This window comes from Pseudomonas sp. FSL W5-0299, assembly GCF_005930655.1.
In the GTDB taxonomy this organism is placed as follows: domain Bacteria; phylum Pseudomonadota; class Gammaproteobacteria; order Pseudomonadales; family Pseudomonadaceae; genus Aquipseudomonas; species Aquipseudomonas mandelii.
Genome location: NZ_RXHX01000002.1, coordinates 165,880 through 180,311 on the forward strand (window position 1 = coordinate 165,880; position 14,432 = coordinate 180,311).

20 protein-coding genes are annotated in these 14,432 nt (G+C 60.4%); 3 read left to right on the forward strand and 17 right to left on the reverse strand.

Going from position 1 to position 14,432, the window contains the following annotated elements:
* Nucleotides 1–11 precede the first annotated feature (11 nt).
* The 17 genes from FHL16_RS04470 to FHL16_RS04550 all read right to left on the reverse strand — a co-directional run bounded on the left by FHL16_RS04470 (nt 12) and on the right by FHL16_RS04550 (nt 10,440).
* Nucleotides 12–1,694 (reverse strand): phage tail protein, encoded by a 1,683-nt coding sequence (locus tag FHL16_RS04470; protein ID WP_077747559.1) that lies wholly within the window; start codon nt 1,692–1,694, stop codon nt 12–14.
* Nucleotides 1,691–2,302, reverse strand: a complete 612-nt coding sequence (locus FHL16_RS04475) for a phage tail protein I (protein ID WP_077747560.1) — start codon at nt 2,300–2,302, stop codon at nt 1,691–1,693. The genes FHL16_RS04470 and FHL16_RS04475 overlap by 4 nt, the downstream gene beginning before the upstream one ends.
* Nucleotides 2,299–3,213 carry a baseplate J/gp47 family protein gene (locus FHL16_RS04480; RefSeq protein ID WP_077747561.1) on the reverse strand — a complete coding sequence of 305 codons (915 nt, stop codon included), beginning with the start codon at nt 3,211–3,213 and terminating at the stop codon, nt 2,299–2,301. Before FHL16_RS04480 ends, FHL16_RS04475 begins: the two co-directional genes overlap by 4 nt.
* On the reverse strand, nt 3,210–3,563 hold the full coding sequence (locus tag FHL16_RS04485) for a GPW/gp25 family protein (RefSeq protein WP_077747562.1): 354 nt from the start codon (nt 3,561–3,563) through the stop codon (nt 3,210–3,212). Before FHL16_RS04485 ends, FHL16_RS04480 begins: the two co-directional genes overlap by 4 nt.
* Nucleotides 3,560–4,141, reverse strand: a complete 582-nt coding sequence (locus FHL16_RS04490; protein ID WP_077747563.1) for a phage baseplate assembly protein V — start codon at nt 4,139–4,141, stop codon at nt 3,560–3,562. Before FHL16_RS04490 ends, FHL16_RS04485 begins: the two co-directional genes overlap by 4 nt.
* A gap of 38 nt (nt 4,142–4,179) precedes the next feature.
* A complete protein-coding gene (locus FHL16_RS04495; protein WP_077747564.1) occupies nt 4,180–4,632 on the reverse strand; it encodes a phage virion morphogenesis protein in 453 nt (150 codons plus the stop codon).
* Nucleotides 4,629–5,111, reverse strand: coding sequence for a phage tail protein (locus FHL16_RS04500; protein ID WP_033039934.1), 483 nt, complete (start codon nt 5,109–5,111; stop codon nt 4,629–4,631). The genes FHL16_RS04495 and FHL16_RS04500 overlap by 4 nt, the downstream gene beginning before the upstream one ends.
* Nucleotides 5,108–5,329 (reverse strand): Rz1-like lysis system protein LysC, encoded by a 222-nt coding sequence (lysC, locus tag FHL16_RS04505; RefSeq protein ID WP_077747565.1) that lies wholly within the window; start codon nt 5,327–5,329, stop codon nt 5,108–5,110. The genes FHL16_RS04500 and lysC overlap by 4 nt, the downstream gene beginning before the upstream one ends.
* Complete coding sequence (gene lysB / locus FHL16_RS04510; RefSeq protein ID WP_077747566.1) at nt 5,229–5,660, reverse strand: Rz-like lysis system protein LysB; 432 nt, start codon at nt 5,658–5,660, stop codon at nt 5,229–5,231. The genes lysC and lysB overlap by 101 nt, the downstream gene beginning before the upstream one ends.
* Complete coding sequence (locus FHL16_RS04515) at nt 5,657–5,863, reverse strand: hypothetical protein (RefSeq protein ID WP_077747567.1); 207 nt, start codon at nt 5,861–5,863, stop codon at nt 5,657–5,659. The genes lysB and FHL16_RS04515 overlap by 4 nt, the downstream gene beginning before the upstream one ends.
* Complete coding sequence (locus tag FHL16_RS04520) at nt 5,860–6,699, reverse strand: N-acetylmuramidase domain-containing protein (protein WP_077747568.1); 840 nt, start codon at nt 6,697–6,699, stop codon at nt 5,860–5,862. The genes FHL16_RS04515 and FHL16_RS04520 overlap by 4 nt, the downstream gene beginning before the upstream one ends.
* Nucleotides 6,696–7,010 carry a phage holin, lambda family gene (locus FHL16_RS04525; protein WP_033039923.1) on the reverse strand — a complete coding sequence of 105 codons (315 nt, stop codon included), beginning with the start codon at nt 7,008–7,010 and terminating at the stop codon, nt 6,696–6,698. Before FHL16_RS04525 ends, FHL16_RS04520 begins: the two co-directional genes overlap by 4 nt.
* Before the next feature lie 62 nt (nt 7,011–7,072).
* Nucleotides 7,073–7,285 carry a tail protein X gene (locus tag FHL16_RS04530; RefSeq protein ID WP_077747569.1) on the reverse strand — a complete coding sequence of 71 codons (213 nt, stop codon included), beginning with the start codon at nt 7,283–7,285 and terminating at the stop codon, nt 7,073–7,075.
* Nucleotides 7,285–7,749 carry a head completion/stabilization protein gene (locus FHL16_RS04535; RefSeq protein WP_077747570.1) on the reverse strand — a complete coding sequence of 155 codons (465 nt, stop codon included), beginning with the start codon at nt 7,747–7,749 and terminating at the stop codon, nt 7,285–7,287. The genes FHL16_RS04530 and FHL16_RS04535 overlap by 1 nt, the downstream gene beginning before the upstream one ends.
* A gap of 100 nt (nt 7,750–7,849) precedes the next feature.
* Nucleotides 7,850–8,554: a phage terminase small subunit gene (locus FHL16_RS04540; protein WP_077747571.1), complete on the reverse strand. Its 705-nt coding sequence runs from the start codon at nt 8,552–8,554 to the stop codon at nt 7,850–7,852.
* Nucleotides 8,555–8,556: 2 nt separating this feature from the next.
* Nucleotides 8,557–9,561: a phage major capsid protein, P2 family gene (locus tag FHL16_RS04545; RefSeq protein WP_077747572.1), complete on the reverse strand. Its 1,005-nt coding sequence runs from the start codon at nt 9,559–9,561 to the stop codon at nt 8,557–8,559.
* 36 nt (nt 9,562–9,597) lie between these two features.
* Nucleotides 9,598–10,440, reverse strand: a complete 843-nt coding sequence (locus tag FHL16_RS04550) for a GPO family capsid scaffolding protein (RefSeq protein WP_077747573.1) — start codon at nt 10,438–10,440, stop codon at nt 9,598–9,600.
* 156 nt (nt 10,441–10,596) lie between these two features.
* Here FHL16_RS04550 and FHL16_RS04555 point away from each other — a divergent pair, with 156 nt between their 5' ends.
* The 3 genes from FHL16_RS04555 to FHL16_RS04565 all read left to right on the forward strand — a co-directional run bounded on the left by FHL16_RS04555 (nt 10,597) and on the right by FHL16_RS04565 (nt 14,236).
* A complete protein-coding gene (locus FHL16_RS04555) occupies nt 10,597–12,357 on the forward strand; it encodes a terminase ATPase subunit family protein (RefSeq protein WP_077747574.1) in 1,761 nt (586 codons plus the stop codon).
* Nucleotides 12,357–13,412: a phage portal protein gene (locus FHL16_RS04560; RefSeq protein WP_077747575.1), complete on the forward strand. Its 1,056-nt coding sequence runs from the start codon at nt 12,357–12,359 to the stop codon at nt 13,410–13,412. The genes FHL16_RS04555 and FHL16_RS04560 overlap by 1 nt, the downstream gene beginning before the upstream one ends.
* Nucleotides 13,413–13,474: 62 nt before the next feature.
* Nucleotides 13,475–14,236: a DNA adenine methylase gene (locus FHL16_RS04565; RefSeq protein WP_077747576.1), complete on the forward strand. Its 762-nt coding sequence runs from the start codon at nt 13,475–13,477 to the stop codon at nt 14,234–14,236.
* Nucleotides 14,237–14,432: the final 196 nt, after the last annotated feature.

The window sequence follows — 14,432 nt, forward strand, 5'->3', positions numbered from 1 at the left end:
GTCGTTCCGCCTTAGTGCCCGAATGTTAGCCAGTAGAAGTTTGCTGCTGCTTGCACCGCAGTCCCCGTCGGCCCGGATGTAACCCCGACAGCACCAAAGCTATTTGTTGTAGGCACGACGGTGAGCTCTAGCACATCGGCGCCGCCCGTTACGTTGAACACTGTGGTCCACACACCGAAGCATGCATTTGGGAAGGTCAGTGAGAACGGGATATTTGTCGTTGTCGCGGGAGTCGAGGAATAACCCCATTGGATAATCAAACTGCCTAGCCATGTTGGAAACACAACATAGCCCTGGGCAGCTTTGAGGATTTGAAACCCCCAGCGCAGTTTTTTCGGCGTGATAACAGTAGCGTCGTCAGTTCCGGCGTTCGCCTGCAGCTGTGTTGCCACCCTGGCGATGCCGGCAATGCTTTCGGTAGCCTGAATAACCAGCGCCGCGATACCGGCCGAGAATTTCTTCGGCGTAATCATGGTGGTGTCATCAATGCCCGAGTTTGTTTGTGTCTGCGTTGCAACCTTTGCAATGCCTGTGATGGCTTCGGTCGCTTGAATCACCAGCGCTGCAATACCGGCCGAAAACTTCTTCGGCGTGATCATGGTGGTGTCGTCGACGCCCGAGTTTGTTTGCGCCTGAGTAGCGACTTTCGCCCAGCCGAACAGCGCTTCCGTCGCCTGACCCACTACCTTGGCGATGGCTTGAAATACCCGCAGCGGGGTCATAGGGAGTGTGTTGTCGGCGCCAGTTTCAGCCTGAAGCTGCGTCGGCAGCGTGATGCCATAACCGCCCAGCGTCGTTGGGCTGGTGGCCGCAATCACCCGGCCGTATTTGTCCACCGTCACGCTGGTGTAGGTTCCAACGGCCACTCCCGTGCGTCCAGCTGCCATCTCAAACACCAGGTCAGTGGTGCCCAGAACGATTGGGCCGTTGGTCACTAGTTGCCAGATGCTGTCTCCGAGTGTCGCGCCGCGTTCGACGTGCACCAGGAGTCCAGGCGTTACCTCGATACTGATGTCCGCGTCCTGGGCTCGTACCCAGACGCCGTTGCCGGCGACGTAAATGCCATTTTCCTTTGGCAGAGCCTGGTTTTTCACCAGCACTCGGGCACCTTCAGCAATGGACTCGCCGTCGATCGGCGGCAGGCCGTTTAGTGCAATCGGCGCGGTGGTGGCCACATAGACGGAAAACTTGAAATCCTGCTTGTTCAGCTCGTCGAGAACCTTTTGATCAACGTATGCCCGGGTTGCCAGAACAACGCTCGGATCGATCTTGAGTTCAACCGTGGCACTGTTGCTCACGACCAGGTTCATGCGAACAACCTGCGTGCGACCAGAGCCCTGCGTGAGCAGGGGCTTGAAGGAAGGTGCGCAGTTGGCAATGGCCACCAGATCGTTGTCGGCATCGTACAAGCCGATCTCTCGGATCCACCAGCCACCGACCTCGGCGGGGATGACCTGCTCGGCGATGATGACCGCGCTGTTGGCAGGGTCGACCTTAAGCTGATTCAGTGGAGCCCGACGTCGTTCATTGATCAGCGCTGTTTGCGTGGCTGAGGGGATTGGGTCCGCACCATTGGCGTCCCCTACACCCATTTGCGTGATCTTCCAAGGGATGCCCAGGGCATCGGCGTTCGCCTGCTTGGCGGCGCCGACGTTGGTGAGGATGGCGAAGAACTGCGAGGTCTGGTCGATCATGGGTAAATTTCCAGGGTGTCGATTGTGTGGTCACGCCCACCGCGTCCGATAACCCCTGAGACTTCGATATCTCGCGGCACTGGCGGGTAAACGTCGATTTCGTCGCCTTCATGCACCGCTGCGGCAAGGTGAAAGCCGCCCGAGGATTCCAGGCTGATGGCTAAACCTGTCAGGTGCCGGCTGACTGGTTTGGCGTCATCGATCAGCCGCTCCAGCTCTTGATACATTTCTTCGGTGATGCCCGTATCCAGCACACCCACTTTCAGCGCGAACGTGCCTGGTATGCCGTTTGGCGCGGTCTGCCACCACTCCAGGACATCGATCAGATAACCCAATGGCTCGACCACGCGCCTCAGCGCTCCGATCGTTCCCTTGCGTGAGTGGATGAAGTACGAGCCTTTAATGACTTGGCGCTTCGTTGATTCCGACCAGGTGCTGTCCCAGCGGTCGACGGAGAATGCCCAGGCCAGATAAGGCAGAAGCTGTACCGGGCATCGATCAGGGTTCAGCAGATCCCTGATCGGAACCGGCACGCGGTCGATTTGCGCGAGTGCCTCGGCCGCTAATCGCTCAAGCTGTTTGGCATTCGGCGGCAACAGGCTCGTCATGACAGTGCACCAACGGCCACGCTGTATCCGGTGCAATAGGCTGCCTCGGATTCGCTCGGGATGATGTCGGTCCAGTTGCTGAGCACCACCTTGCGCACGCCCTCGACATGCAGCGCGGCATGAATGGCCGACTCGGAAATCTCTACGCCGAGGCGTCGGCGCTGGGTGATGAACGTGACGAGGCGGGCTTGCGCCGCTTCGCGGATGGGCTCCGCCTCAGGCCCGGTTGTGGCGAGATAAATAACCGCGTCGACGTGGTACGGCAGGACAGTCGCCGATTGCACGGTTAGCCGATCGGCAACCGGACGACGGTCATCGTCGCTGAGATATCGGCTGACGACATCCAGCAACGCCTGGTCGACGCTTCCGTCCCCGACCAAACCCTGAACAGTGACGACGACCTCCGCCGGCGACGGGCTTTCAGCCGTTGCATCGGCGACGCGGCCGTCTGCGCTGCGCGCGTGCAGGATGTAGCTATTACGGGGCCCTGCCGTCGAGAGGCCTTCCCATGCCATCTGCGCTCGCTCGCGCAGCGAGTCGTCCGATTCCATTACCGCGACGATGGGCGGGACGGCTGCGCTGTTGCCCGGGGTCACGACCAGGCGCTCGACGTTGACGTTGCCGGCGAGTTGCTCGAGGTCTTTGCCCTTGGCTTTCGCCAGCATATTGGCCAGGGATGCTTCGTTCACGCGTTGGCGCAGCAGCATTTCGCGATAGGCATTCTCCTGCAGGAGCTTGGTCAGAGGCTCCGACTCGACGGCCAATGTCGCGGCGACAGCGGGTTGCTGCTCGACCGGCCAGAGGCTGACCGCGTAGGCCTTGCGTTCGGCGAGGATCTGCTCGTAGTCGATCTGCTCGACGACGTCAGGATCCGGAAGCTGAGCCAGGTCGATAGGGGTAAAGGTTTTCATGCTGTTGCTCCCAAGCTGAGAGGAACGCGCAGGCTCAATGGCTCGTTGGTGTCCACCAGGCTGCCTTCGATGTCGAGAATCGCCTGGCCGGCAATATCACCCAGGGTCAGCTGTACGCGACTCAGGCGAATCCGCGGTTCCCAACGCATCAGCGCGATGGCTGTGGCCGCATAAGCCTGCAGCCGGGTTGCGTTGTTGAGCGGCCAATCGATCAGGTCGGCAAGCTGACTGCCGTATTCGCGCCGCATAACGCGGGTTCCAATGGGTGTGGTCAGGATGTCGGCGATCGATTGCACCAGGTGCGCGTCGCCGTCGATGGTGCGGCCGGAGCTGCTGTTCATGCCGATCATGGGATTGGTCCCTGGGACGTGCCGTTACCTGCCTGAACGCCGGAGGTGCGGTGATTGACCAGGCTGATATTTTGCGGGCCTGCGACGACGTCCTGGGTGACTGTCACCAGGCCATCAATCACAACGTCACCGGTGACGTGAACCCCACCAGGTGCGATGAGATTGGCCTTGCCGCCATCTGGCAACGTGGCGCTCAGCGTGTGGGTTGCGGTGTCGTAGTCGACGATGGCGCCGTCACGGTACCGGCGCCGGCGGCGGGTTGGCACGTTGTCCGGAGCAGGGAACCGATCGCTGTACACACCGAAAATGACGAAGCCATGAGCCGGGTTGCCGGAAGGCGAGAGCACCAGGCACTGCTCGTCCACGCTTGGCGGGTCCCAGTCGCTGTCCTCGCCGGCACGCAGGGCGAAGAACGGCAGCCAGTCAGTCAGCAGGCCGCCGGTTTTCACACGGCAACGCGGCTTCACCGGGTCGAGCTCGGCGATGGTGCCGGCTCGGATCAGGTTTTCAAGGCGTCGGGTCAGTTCAGTAAGAGAGTCCATGCCGCCGATGTTGCAGGTCGCGCGTGCGAGCTGCATCGGCGGTGGGCTGTAGCGCGAGTGCGTACAGGTGACGGTCAGCCTGCGAGGTGATCGATGAGCAGATTCCGGATGTTGTCCAGCTCGTCGCCGCTGAATCCCAGCAGCTGACGTGTTTCGTATTGCACATCCGCTTGGCCACGTTCCGGCCGATCCTTGAGGCCGTACTGGTGAACCCGGGCGATACGGCTCACACGTCCTACGAACCCGACCGACATGCCGTTTGCTGTGCTTTCGGTGCGCAGATAACGGGCCGTTTTCAACTTGCCGAACATCTTGCTTTTGATCCGGCCTTTTTTTCCACGCAGGTCTTTGGGCTTGCGTGGTGCGAACGCTGAACCGTCGGGATTGCGTTGCGTCGTGATGCGTTTCGACTGGCTTCGACGTAGATCCCGGGCAACGGCGCCAAGCAACTTGCGGCGCTCGCCCTCGTCCAGTTTGGCCAGCAACACGGAGACCCATGTTTCCAGGGCTTGCAGGTCATTGCTCACGGTTTTTCCCACCGTGCAATGAACTCGCCGGCGGCCGTCCACAGCTCCAGCCCAGGCATGGTGAATGGATCATCATCGACCACAGGTTCCGGCGGATGATTGACGACCAGGTTGCCGTCGTCCTGGCGTTTGACGATCACACGTTCTGTGAGCGGCAATTTGATCGACAGGTCGACCTTGCTGTTGTCCAGGAGATCGGCTTCGAAGGCGACGGCCGTTTTGCTGCGGTCGACGTTCTCCATCAGCTCCCGTTGGTTCACCAGGATCCAGGCGAACAGGGGAATGGCGATGGCGTCGGGATGGCCAGCGTAATCCGTGAAGATCAGGTTCAGCGTGTAGCTGTATTCGAACGACAGACCAAAGGCAGCCGTGCTGCGCATGGTGCCTTTGTCGATGAATACCATCATGCGGTCGGGGTTCTTCTTTAACTCCGGTACCGAGGCGAGCAGGTGAGCGCGTAGCGATTCTGGTTTGTTCATGGTTTGCCCGCCTGGGCCTGCTGATGCTGGTAGACCATATCGACCTGCGCAGCGCATTGCGCCCAGTCGCTCTCGGTGACGTCCTGGTCGTTGAGCAGGGCGCCGTTCTTGTCTGGTTTAGTCGCCGACAGAGTGCAGGGCACCACGGCCGGACAACCAGTCGCGATAAGCAGCGGCTCCGGTGATGGCGGGGCGCTCGCGCATCCGGCGAGCAGCATCAGGGAGAGGCTGATCAGCCCAAAAGCGAAGTTCGGCATTCTCACGTTTCAAGTCCTCGATCGTTCGTTGGCGGGCGGCAAGCCCTTGGCGCAATTGGTTTTGCACGCTGCGCAATGCGGTCTGGGCGGTTCGTTCTTCCTGCAGAGATGCCTGGAGTGCAGCGGACGTCTCCTCGCTGCGCGTCGCCCGAGCAAGCGCAGCCTCAGCGGCATCTTGCGCCTGGCTTGTTTTTTGATCTGCGACCTCGATCCGCTGGCTCTGAGCCCAGATCAGCAGCGCGATCGAGGCGAGCAGGGCGAACCCGTACAGCGCCTGGCGCAGCGTGCTCACGCGCGGTACCAGCCGGCTGCATTCATCGCCGCCGTATCGAGCTTGCGCACGTCGCCGCAGACGACTACAGCCTTTACGCCAGGTTTCGCGACTGCGATCGCTTCACCGAGTGCCCGAGCCAGTTCAAAGGGAGAGCCCGCCGGCAGGAGAAAAACGTCGCCATCGATGGGGCTGAGCTTGCGGATCTGTTCTTGGTCAATCATGCGGCCTCCGGAATGGGGCAGCCTGCAGCGTGACGCTGATAGGCGCGCTCCAGCTTTGTGTCGTACAGGTTGCGAGCGTAGTTGGGGCCGTTATAGGCCTTGGCGAACGCCGCCCATTTCTTGCCCTTCAGCGCCTTGAGCAGCGCCGGGTCAGCTTCGATAAAACGCACGAAGGCTTCGAATTGCTCGTTCTCGCTCCGGGCCATCCGTTCGGTAAAGTCCGTCACGCTGGCGTATCCGAGGCGCACGGCGTGGTAACCCATCACCTGGAAGGCGCCCCAGCTGGCCGACTCCAACGCGCAAAGATCGTCAATCAGTCGGGCATTCGCCAGGCGCTGATGCTCTGCCGTTCCGCCGGCGTAACCACCTGCTTTCGGATTGACCAGGTTGGGTTGGAGAACAGCCAGTTGGTCGGCGTTGGCCTTCAAATCGTCTGGATCATCACCAGGTGCGCGCGGGGTGCTGAGCTGGCGATACATGATGTGGCGTTCGAAAAGAATCTTCGGCTTACCGTTGTCCAGGAAACCGCTGCCTTCGCTTTCGACTTCGTTGACCGCCATGACTGCCGCGAGCTCAACGCCAAGGCGCGCAGCGGCTTTCACCAACTGGGCGTGCTGCAGCAGGTTCGAGCAATCCGCGCCGGCCAGTGCCAGAGTGGTTTTCGAGCCGGCGATACCGTCAATTACCAGCCCAACCTTGCGTTGGTAATTACGCACCGCGGATTCGGTGGCATCTCCGAAATCGCCGTCCGGGTCCAGTCCAGCGCCGTGCAGGTTCAGGCGCTGTTGCAGTGTGCGGACCTCTTGCCCGCGATCGCCATGGCGCAAAACATTCATAGCTGATCCACCTTGCGGTTGAAGAATTGCTTGGCCAGGGCGCGGGTGCCCTCAACACCGAGCAGTCCGATCACACCGCCGAAGAACGGTCCGGTTGTCGCGGGAATTCCCAGCAGAAAGAGGCCGTGGCTTGCCGAAAGCGCAAGGGTGCCGCACAGCGGTGCCTCAAGAAGAACTCGGCGCCATGTGCCGCCGCCGTAGATGATCCGTAGCGCAGCGATCACACAGGCGAGTCCGCCCGAGTAGATGGCTGGCCAGTTCAGTTCGAGCCAGGCAGCGAACCAGGCCCATGTATCCGGTTTGTCAGGCATGCGCGTGATTCCGCTGTCCAAAGTTGAAGGTGGTGGAGCGTCTGTTTGGGTTGTTCGGGGGCTCAATCCCATAGGTTCACCATTTGCAGCTCGGGGGCTTGTGGTGCGATATCCGGAAGCGCCACCAGGGTGCCGTGCGGAATGATCGTGCCGAAATCTGATAGCCCCGGGTTTGCCTCTAGCACCGCCTCAGTGATGCCGGCGGTACGGCCGTAGATCCGCCAGCAAATGGCATCGACGGTGTCGCCCTGGGCGGCATACACGGAGGCCTTCATCAGATGAGCTCCACGGTGGAATGACCGACACCCAAAAGATCGCGAATGGCGAAGCGGGCGTCGCGGCGGTATTCATCGACCGAAGGCGTCAGTTCGTCCGCGTTCTTGTTGCCGTCGACGCTGGTGTCGTAGCTGCGATATCGCTCAGCAAGCTCAGCTCCAACGCTGCAATAGATCGAACGGCGGTAAAGGTGGATGAAGTGGCTTTCGCCATTGACTTCGAACGCCGGCACAGCCGCGATGGTGGTGTATCCGTTCGCCACATGATTCAGCTTCACCTTGGCCAGTTCGCCGTTCACCTGGATCAACGCGTTGACGGTCACGACTTCAATGCGTGCGTCAGTGATGCTGCCATCCAAGCGAATAGCGGATCGCAGGTGTACGACATCGATGTCAGGCCAGAACCCGTCATTGGTGATGACAAAAGGTTCTTCGGTGCTGCCGGTGGCAATAAATCCGCTCATGGTTCAGCCCTAAGTCGGCGGTGGCCGGGGCGTCACAGCAAGGAAAGGAGAGAAACCTGCTGTTCAGCCCCGGGCCGCCGGGGTTGCGGGGTACGCTCGGTCAGCTCCCTGGAGGGGGAGCAATCTTTTTCAGGAGGCGTTCGGCGCCTTCCAGATCCTTCTTGCCGCCGCAGCTGTTGTTCAGCTCGATGGCGCGTTTGAGCAGTTCAATACCTGCCATTACCTGACCGGGTTGGCCCGGGTTATCGGCACTCAGACCGGCCACGGTGGCGCGTCCTGTAGCGAGGTACAGCTTGGCCCTGGCTTCATCCGGCATGTCCTGTTCGGCAGTCAACTCCATCGTCCGGTGCAAGGTGGCCAGGTCGAATCCACCACCGGTTTTCTGTGAGCTCAACGCCGCTTCGGCGACTTCTTCGGCGACCAGGCAGCCGGTGGTCCGTTCGAAGCGATCGGGCATCAATAGGCTGTGCTGCAACACGTAGGCCGCGATGTCGAGCGCGCCGCTGTAATCGGAAGCATCGATCCGCCAGATCATGATGGTGGTGAGGACTTCGTCTTGAGCGCCGTTGCCCGTTGCCAGAACACCGTCGACGTAAGGCACGTAAGCCGGCAAAAGCTGCAACTTGAGGGCGGCTTTGCCTTCGTTCGACTGGATCTGTTTCAGGCGCAGACGATCCTGCAGCAGTTGGGCCAGTTGCATTTCGTAGGCCGTCCCGCCCGCCATCGAAACGGCGGGCGAAGCGGCAGCAGCCTCCTGCGAGGCAAGCGCCTGCAGCCGGTGACGTTGAGCGAGGGAGAGGGCCATTATTACGCGGCCTCTTCGATGTTTTCGACCAGGGCGCCGAGACCGAAGTCTTCGATCACGTAGTCCTCGTTCGACGATTGATAATCGGCGATGCGATCACGCTCCGGCTCGTCCTTGGTCATGCGACGACGGCTGCTGATCTGGAAGTAGATCGACAGGTTCTTCAGCGTGGTGATCATGATGCCGCCGTCAATGAAGAACGGTGCGTCTTCGATCGGCAGGCCGCCCAGTGTGCCGTTGGCAAGGATTCGCGCAGCTGCCAACTCGTTTTCGTTGTCGGCGGCGCCTTCGATGTTGGCCAGGAATTTCGCGTGCAGCAGGTTGCGATCGACCAGGACGACCAGATCCGGACGTTTGCGGTGCCATGGGTCCAGCAGTTGGATGGCGTCGTAAACCAGACCGTCGAGGGTCTTGTAGTCGCCGGTCGGGCCGATGGTGACTTTGCCGGCGACCTTACCGCTGCTCAGCACTCGCTCTGGCGCCTTGGTGCGGTATTTCTCCAGCCAGCCCACGTTTACGTCTTCCAGCAACGGATGTGCGGTCCGATCGGTAGTCGCCGCAACGCTGGTGCCGTTGAAGCCGATCATGATGCGGTCGAGCGCCTGACGCTCGACGATCGCGCCGGACAAGCGAGCCTGGAAGTCCGGAAATTTCGCCCAGGCATCCAACAGCGCGTAAGGGATCGCGGTGTCGAAGTCAGTTTTCTTGCAGCTGTAAGTGTCGTTCTTTAGCGAGCTCACGCCGCGAGGGTTTCGGGCGGCTTGGCTGGTGTCAGTACGGCCGGCAATGGTCGATCCGACCCCGAGAATCACGGCCTCGCCGTCTTTCTCGTCGACGCCCAGCACGTTGATTTTTTTCAGGAAGTCGCTGGATTCCTGAATAGCCGTTTCCAGCTTCTGCTGGACAGAAGGGGTGACGGTGAATTTTTCCGCCACCGACCCGACGGAGTTGATCGATGCAACTTGTTTGGTGAAGCCGTTGAAGGCAAGCCGTGTTTCGTTACGCATGGTGTTCTCCTGGGGAGCTTGTAAGGGGCGGTGTGATCAGTAGGCAGTCAGCACAGCGCCGTCGCCGCCAGGCATTGGTGGGCGGTTGGGCTGGCTGTGGTCCTGGGTTTCGCCCAGGCGCTTGATCAAGTCCGCGAAGTCGGAGGTCAGCTTTTCGTGTTTGCCAGTGAGGGACTTCAGCGCGTCATCGGCTGAGGCGACGACTTTGGCCTGATCGGCGGCGTGACCGGCCAAAGCCTCGACGGCTTCGTTCAATTCGGAAAACTGAGCTTCGTCCTTGCTAGCCTTGGCCTTGCTGCGGCCGAGCAATTCGGAAACGCGGGAGAACAGGCCATCAATCACGCTCGGGGTTTCAACGACTTCATCAAACTCCAGCTGCGCTTCGACGAGCTCCGAGAACAAGTTGTCCGGTTTGCTCTTGCGCGCCTTCAGCGGTGAGGCGTCAGGGTTTTGCGCGCTAAATGTGAGCATCTCGGTGCCCAGGCTCGCCGGCGAATCGGTGACAGCTAACCCGTCAAGGTAAGCGCGGCCGGTGTCGGCAAACTTCGGCGAGATCTCGATGCTGGTGTACAGCTTCTGGCGCGCCTTGTTCATGGCGATAAGGTCGTCGGTCGGCTCGATCTGAACGAATAGGGCCAGCTTCTTTGCACCGTTGACGTCGACTTCTTCAGTCTTCGCCGCAAGCACGTCGCCGTAAGCACGGAACGGGCTGTCCGGCAGGACGCTGCGGTAGTGCTCAACCCAGACGCGAGCGCCATAGGTGTTCGGGTTATAAGTTTCGGCAGCATCGACCAGCCATTGGCGCTCGATCTGACGGCCATCGGTAGTCGCACCTTCTACGGCGACGCGGAACCATTTGGAGCGAAACTTTTTCTTCATGGAGCGGATCCTCAAAGCGGTGCTGCTGGGTGCAGTTGCGTTGAGGTACATCGTCGGCAGTCGCGTGATTGCGGGCAATCAGCGCCAGTTGTAGACCCATGCGCTACATGGCACATCGCTACGCCTTCACGCGCGCGAGGCGTCAGCATCGCCGCCATGACTACAACCGACGCCACTCCCATCCGCGATAACCGCCGTCAGGCCAAGTTCCTTTACTGGACTGGTCTGCGGATCTGCGCGATCGCAGAAATGCTGGATGAAAAGGAAAAGACCGTTCATGCGTGGAAAACGCGTGATGAATGGGACCGGGCCGACAACGTCGAGCGCATAGGCGGTGCCCTGGAAGCACGCCTGGTGCAACTGATCCTCAAGGACGGCAAAACCGGCGGCGACTTCAAGGAGATCGACCTGCTGCATCGCCAGTTGGAACGGCAGGCGCGGATCGAGCGTTACAAGTCCGGCGGTACCGACACCGACCTCAACCCCAACCTGGCCAAACGCAACGACGGTCCGAAGAAGAAAGCGGCTCGCAACGAATTCAGCGAGGACCAGATCGAGCTGCTCACCGAGGCCTTTAAAGACGGTTGTTTTGGCTATCAGTTGGACTGGTACCGGGCGAGCAATCAGCGCACCAGGGCAATCCTGAAAAGCCGGCAGATCGGCGCCACCTACTACTTTGCCCGGGAAGCGTTCATTGATGCCCTGGTCACCGGGCGCAATCAGATATTCCTGTCCGCGTCGAAGAATCAGGCGCACATCTTCAAAGCCTACATTCAAGGCTTCGCCCGCGAGGTTTGCGGCGTCGAGCTCACCGGTGACCCTATCATTCTGGCCAATGGCGCCGAGCTGCATTTCCTCGGTACCAACGCCCGAACCGCTCAGGGTTACCACGGTAATTTCTACTTCGACGAATTCTTCTGGACGTTCAAGTTCAACGAGCTGAACAAGGTCGCCAGCGGCATGGCGATGCAGAAGCAATACCGCCGCACCTACTTCTCGACACCATCGAGCATGGCGCATGAGGCGTACACATTCTGGACCGGCGAGCGCTTCAACAAGGGCAAGCCGGTGGCGCAGCGGCTGAAACTCGACGTTTCGCACGACGCGCTGCAACAGGGCCGGCTGTGCGAGGACCGGATCTGGCGCCAGATCGTCACCATCCTGGATGCCGAGCAGCGCGGATGTGATCTGTTCGACCTGGAAGAGCTGCGCCTCGAGTACAACGCGGACGCCTTCGCGAACCTGCTCATGTGCCAGTTCGTCGACGACGGTGCGAGCATCTTTCCCCTCAATGTCCTGCAGCCCTGCATGGTCGACAGCTGGGTCGAATGGTCCGAGGACTACAAACCTTTCGCCGCGCGGCCGTTTGCCGATCGGCAGGTGTGGATTGGCTATGACCCAGCGGAAACCGGCGACAGCTCCGGTCTGGTGGTTGTGGCCCCGCCGGCTGTTCCAGGTGGCAAATTCCGCGTGCTCGAGCGCCACCAGTTCCGTGGTATGGACTTCGCCGCCCAGGCGGAGGCGATCCGCCTGGTCACGATGCGTTACTGGGTGACCTACATCGGAATCGACATCACTGGCATGGGCTCTGGCGTGGCGCAGCTGGTGCGCCAATTTTTCCCCAACGTGACGACCTTCAGCTATTCCCCCGAGGTCAAGACGCGCCTGGTGCTTAAGGCTTACGACGTTATCCACAAAGGGCGCCTGGAGTTCGATGCCGGCTGGATCGATATGGCCCAGTCGCTGATGGCGATCCGCAAAACCATTACGGCCAGTGGCCGGCAATTCACCTACACGGCAGGCCGCACCGACGAGACCGGGCACGCGGATCTCGCCTGGGCGCTGTTCCACGCACTGCAGAACGAACCGCTTGAGGGCCAAACATCAACGAATACCGGCTTCATGGAGATTTATTGATGAGCAACAGCCGCAGCGATACCACGCAGATGTCCACATCAGCCCCGGCTGCGATCGCGGACCAGGTGCTGCCGGCAACGGGCGGCAAGATGGAGGCGTTTACCTTCGGAGACCCGACGCCTGTGCTCGATGAGCGCGGAATTCTCGACTACCTGGAGTGCTGGCTGAACGGCCGGTGGTACGAGCCGCCGATGTCCCTTGATGGGCTGGCCAAGTCCTCCCGGGCCAGCGTGTTCCTGCAATCGGGTTTGAATTTCAAGCGCAACATGCTTGCCCGCACCTTTATCCCCCACAAGTTGCTGTCCCGTCAGACCTTTGAGCAATTTGCCCTGGACTTCCTGTGGTGCGGCAACGGCTATCTGGAAAAGCGCGAAAACATGCTGCGCAGCACGCTCGGCCTGCAACCCGCCCTGGGCAAGTACATGCGCCGTGGTGTGGATCTCGAAACCTATTACCAGGTGCGCGGCTGGCGAGACGAGTACGAATTCAAGCGCGGGACCGTTTACCACCAACGCGAAGCCGACATCAACCAAGAAATCTACGGCCTTCCTGAGTGGCTCCCTGCGTTGCAAAGCGCGCTGCTCAACGAGTCCGCGACTTTATTCCGGCGCAAGTACTACAACAACGGCAGCCACGCCGGTTTCATCATGTACATGACCGACACCGCGCAGAACGAAACGGACGTTGCCGCGTTGCGCAGCGCGCTCAAGTCGGCCAAAGGACCAGGAAATTTCCGAAACCTGTTCATGTACGCCCCGGGCGGCAAGAAGGATGGCATTCAGTTAATCCCCGTCAGTGAGGTCGCGGCGAAAGACGAATTCGGCTCGATCAAGAACATCAGCCGCGACGACATGCTCGCGGCGCTACGTATCCCCCCTCAGTTGATGGGCATCGTGCCGCAAAACGCAGGCGGTTTCGGCTCGATCAAAGAGGCCGCACAGATCTGGGCAATGAACGAGCTCGAGCCCATTCAGGCACGCCTGCAGCAGGTCAACGAATGGCTGGGCGAAGAGGTAATTCGCTGGAGGCCGCTGGAGCCAGTTTCCGACAAATGATCAGCCCCGGGCGGCCGTTTATCAGCGTTCCGCCCTTTATCAATCCGAAGTAAGGACGACCAATGCCTGCACCGATTTTCCCTTGGATGGGCGGCAAGCGCCGAATGGCGAAACACATCCTGCCGGAGTTTCCAGACCATGATTGCTACGTCGAACCGTTCTGTGGCGGGGCGGCTCTGTTCTTCATGAAGGAGCCCAGCCGGGTGGAGGTGATCAACGACTTTGATGGCGAGGTGGTGAATCTTTATCGGGTCGTTGCCAATCACCTGGAGGAGTTCGTGCGCCAGTTCAAATGGGCATTGGTGAGCCGCACCATGTTCGAATGGGCCAAAGAGCAGGCGCCGCGCACGCTGACCGATATCCAGCGCGCAGCGCGCTTTTTCTACCTGCAGAATCTATGTTTCGGCGGCAAGGCAAAGGGCCGGTCTTTCGGGACCGCGACCACCTCAGCGCCGAGGCTCAATCTGCTGCGTATCGAAGAAAAGCTCAGCGACGCCCATCTGCGCCTGGCGCGGACCACTGTCGAGCATCTCGACTGGAAGGAGTGCATTCGCCGATACGATCGGACCCACACGCTGTTTTATCTGGATCCGCCGTATTGGGAAACCGCCGGGTACGACGCTGGGGATTTTGGCTTTGAGCAGTTCGAAGCCATGGCGGATCTGGCGCGATCGATCCGGGGGAAGATGGTGATATCGGTGGGTGACCATCCGAAGGTCCGCGAGGTTTTTGCGGGCCTGCGGCTGAAGGAGGTGCCGTTCCGGCATACCGTGGGCGGCAACGGCGGCATTGAAGTGAACGAGCTCGTTTATTTCAATTGGTGAGATGGCCGAAAAACAAGCGGCGCCCCGAACTTTCGGCTTCGGCTTCGGCTTCGGGTTCAAGGTTTGGTCGACGAGGGTCCATGCTTAGGACTGATCCTCATCCAGGCTCGCAGGTGACCCCAAATGCGAACGACCAGGCTCCGACTATAAAATCTCTGCCCCGTGGCCACTTCGATGTACGCGCCCAGGGGCAGAT

What these genes read in the sequence shown, in the direction of transcription:
- FHL16_RS04520 (WP_077747568.1), bottom strand. Translation starts at nt 6,699, where the DNA reads ATGAATGTTTTGCGCCATGGCGATCGCGGGCAAGAGGTCCGCACACTG.
- FHL16_RS04500 (WP_033039934.1), bottom strand. Translation starts at nt 5,111, where the DNA reads ATGAACAAACCAGAATCGCTACGCGCTCACCTGCTCGCCTCGGTACCG.
- FHL16_RS04545 (WP_077747572.1), bottom strand. Translation starts at nt 9,561, where the DNA reads ATGCGTAACGAAACACGGCTTGCCTTCAACGGCTTCACCAAACAAGTT.
- FHL16_RS04560 (WP_077747575.1), top strand. Translation starts at nt 12,357, where the DNA reads ATGAGCAACAGCCGCAGCGATACCACGCAGATGTCCACATCAGCCCCG.
- FHL16_RS04535 (WP_077747570.1), bottom strand. Translation starts at nt 7,749, where the DNA reads ATGAGCGGATTTATTGCCACCGGCAGCACCGAAGAACCTTTTGTCATC.
- FHL16_RS04555 (WP_077747574.1), top strand. Translation starts at nt 10,597, where the DNA reads ATGACTACAACCGACGCCACTCCCATCCGCGATAACCGCCGTCAGGCC.
- FHL16_RS04530 (WP_077747569.1), bottom strand. Translation starts at nt 7,285, where the DNA reads ATGAAGGCCTCCGTGTATGCCGCCCAGGGCGACACCGTCGATGCCATT.
- FHL16_RS04525 (WP_033039923.1), bottom strand. Translation starts at nt 7,010, where the DNA reads ATGCCTGACAAACCGGATACATGGGCCTGGTTCGCTGCCTGGCTCGAA.
- FHL16_RS04550 (WP_077747573.1), bottom strand. Translation starts at nt 10,440, where the DNA reads ATGAAGAAAAAGTTTCGCTCCAAATGGTTCCGCGTCGCCGTAGAAGGT.
- FHL16_RS04490 (WP_077747563.1), bottom strand. Translation starts at nt 4,141, where the DNA reads ATGCAGCTCGCACGCGCGACCTGCAACATCGGCGGCATGGACTCTCTT.
- lysC (WP_077747565.1), bottom strand. Translation starts at nt 5,329, where the DNA reads ATGCTGCTCGCCGGATGCGCGAGCGCCCCGCCATCACCGGAGCCGCTG.
- FHL16_RS04475 (WP_077747560.1), bottom strand. Translation starts at nt 2,302, where the DNA reads ATGACGAGCCTGTTGCCGCCGAATGCCAAACAGCTTGAGCGATTAGCG.
- FHL16_RS04515 (WP_077747567.1), bottom strand. Translation starts at nt 5,863, where the DNA reads ATGATTGACCAAGAACAGATCCGCAAGCTCAGCCCCATCGATGGCGAC.
- FHL16_RS04540 (WP_077747571.1), bottom strand. Translation starts at nt 8,554, where the DNA reads ATGGCCCTCTCCCTCGCTCAACGTCACCGGCTGCAGGCGCTTGCCTCG.
- FHL16_RS04480 (WP_077747561.1), bottom strand. Translation starts at nt 3,213, where the DNA reads ATGAAAACCTTTACCCCTATCGACCTGGCTCAGCTTCCGGATCCTGAC.
- FHL16_RS04470 (WP_077747559.1), bottom strand. Translation starts at nt 1,694, where the DNA reads ATGATCGACCAGACCTCGCAGTTCTTCGCCATCCTCACCAACGTCGGC.
- FHL16_RS04565 (WP_077747576.1), top strand. Translation starts at nt 13,475, where the DNA reads ATGCCTGCACCGATTTTCCCTTGGATGGGCGGCAAGCGCCGAATGGCG.
- FHL16_RS04485 (WP_077747562.1), bottom strand. Translation starts at nt 3,563, where the DNA reads ATGATCGGCATGAACAGCAGCTCCGGCCGCACCATCGACGGCGACGCG.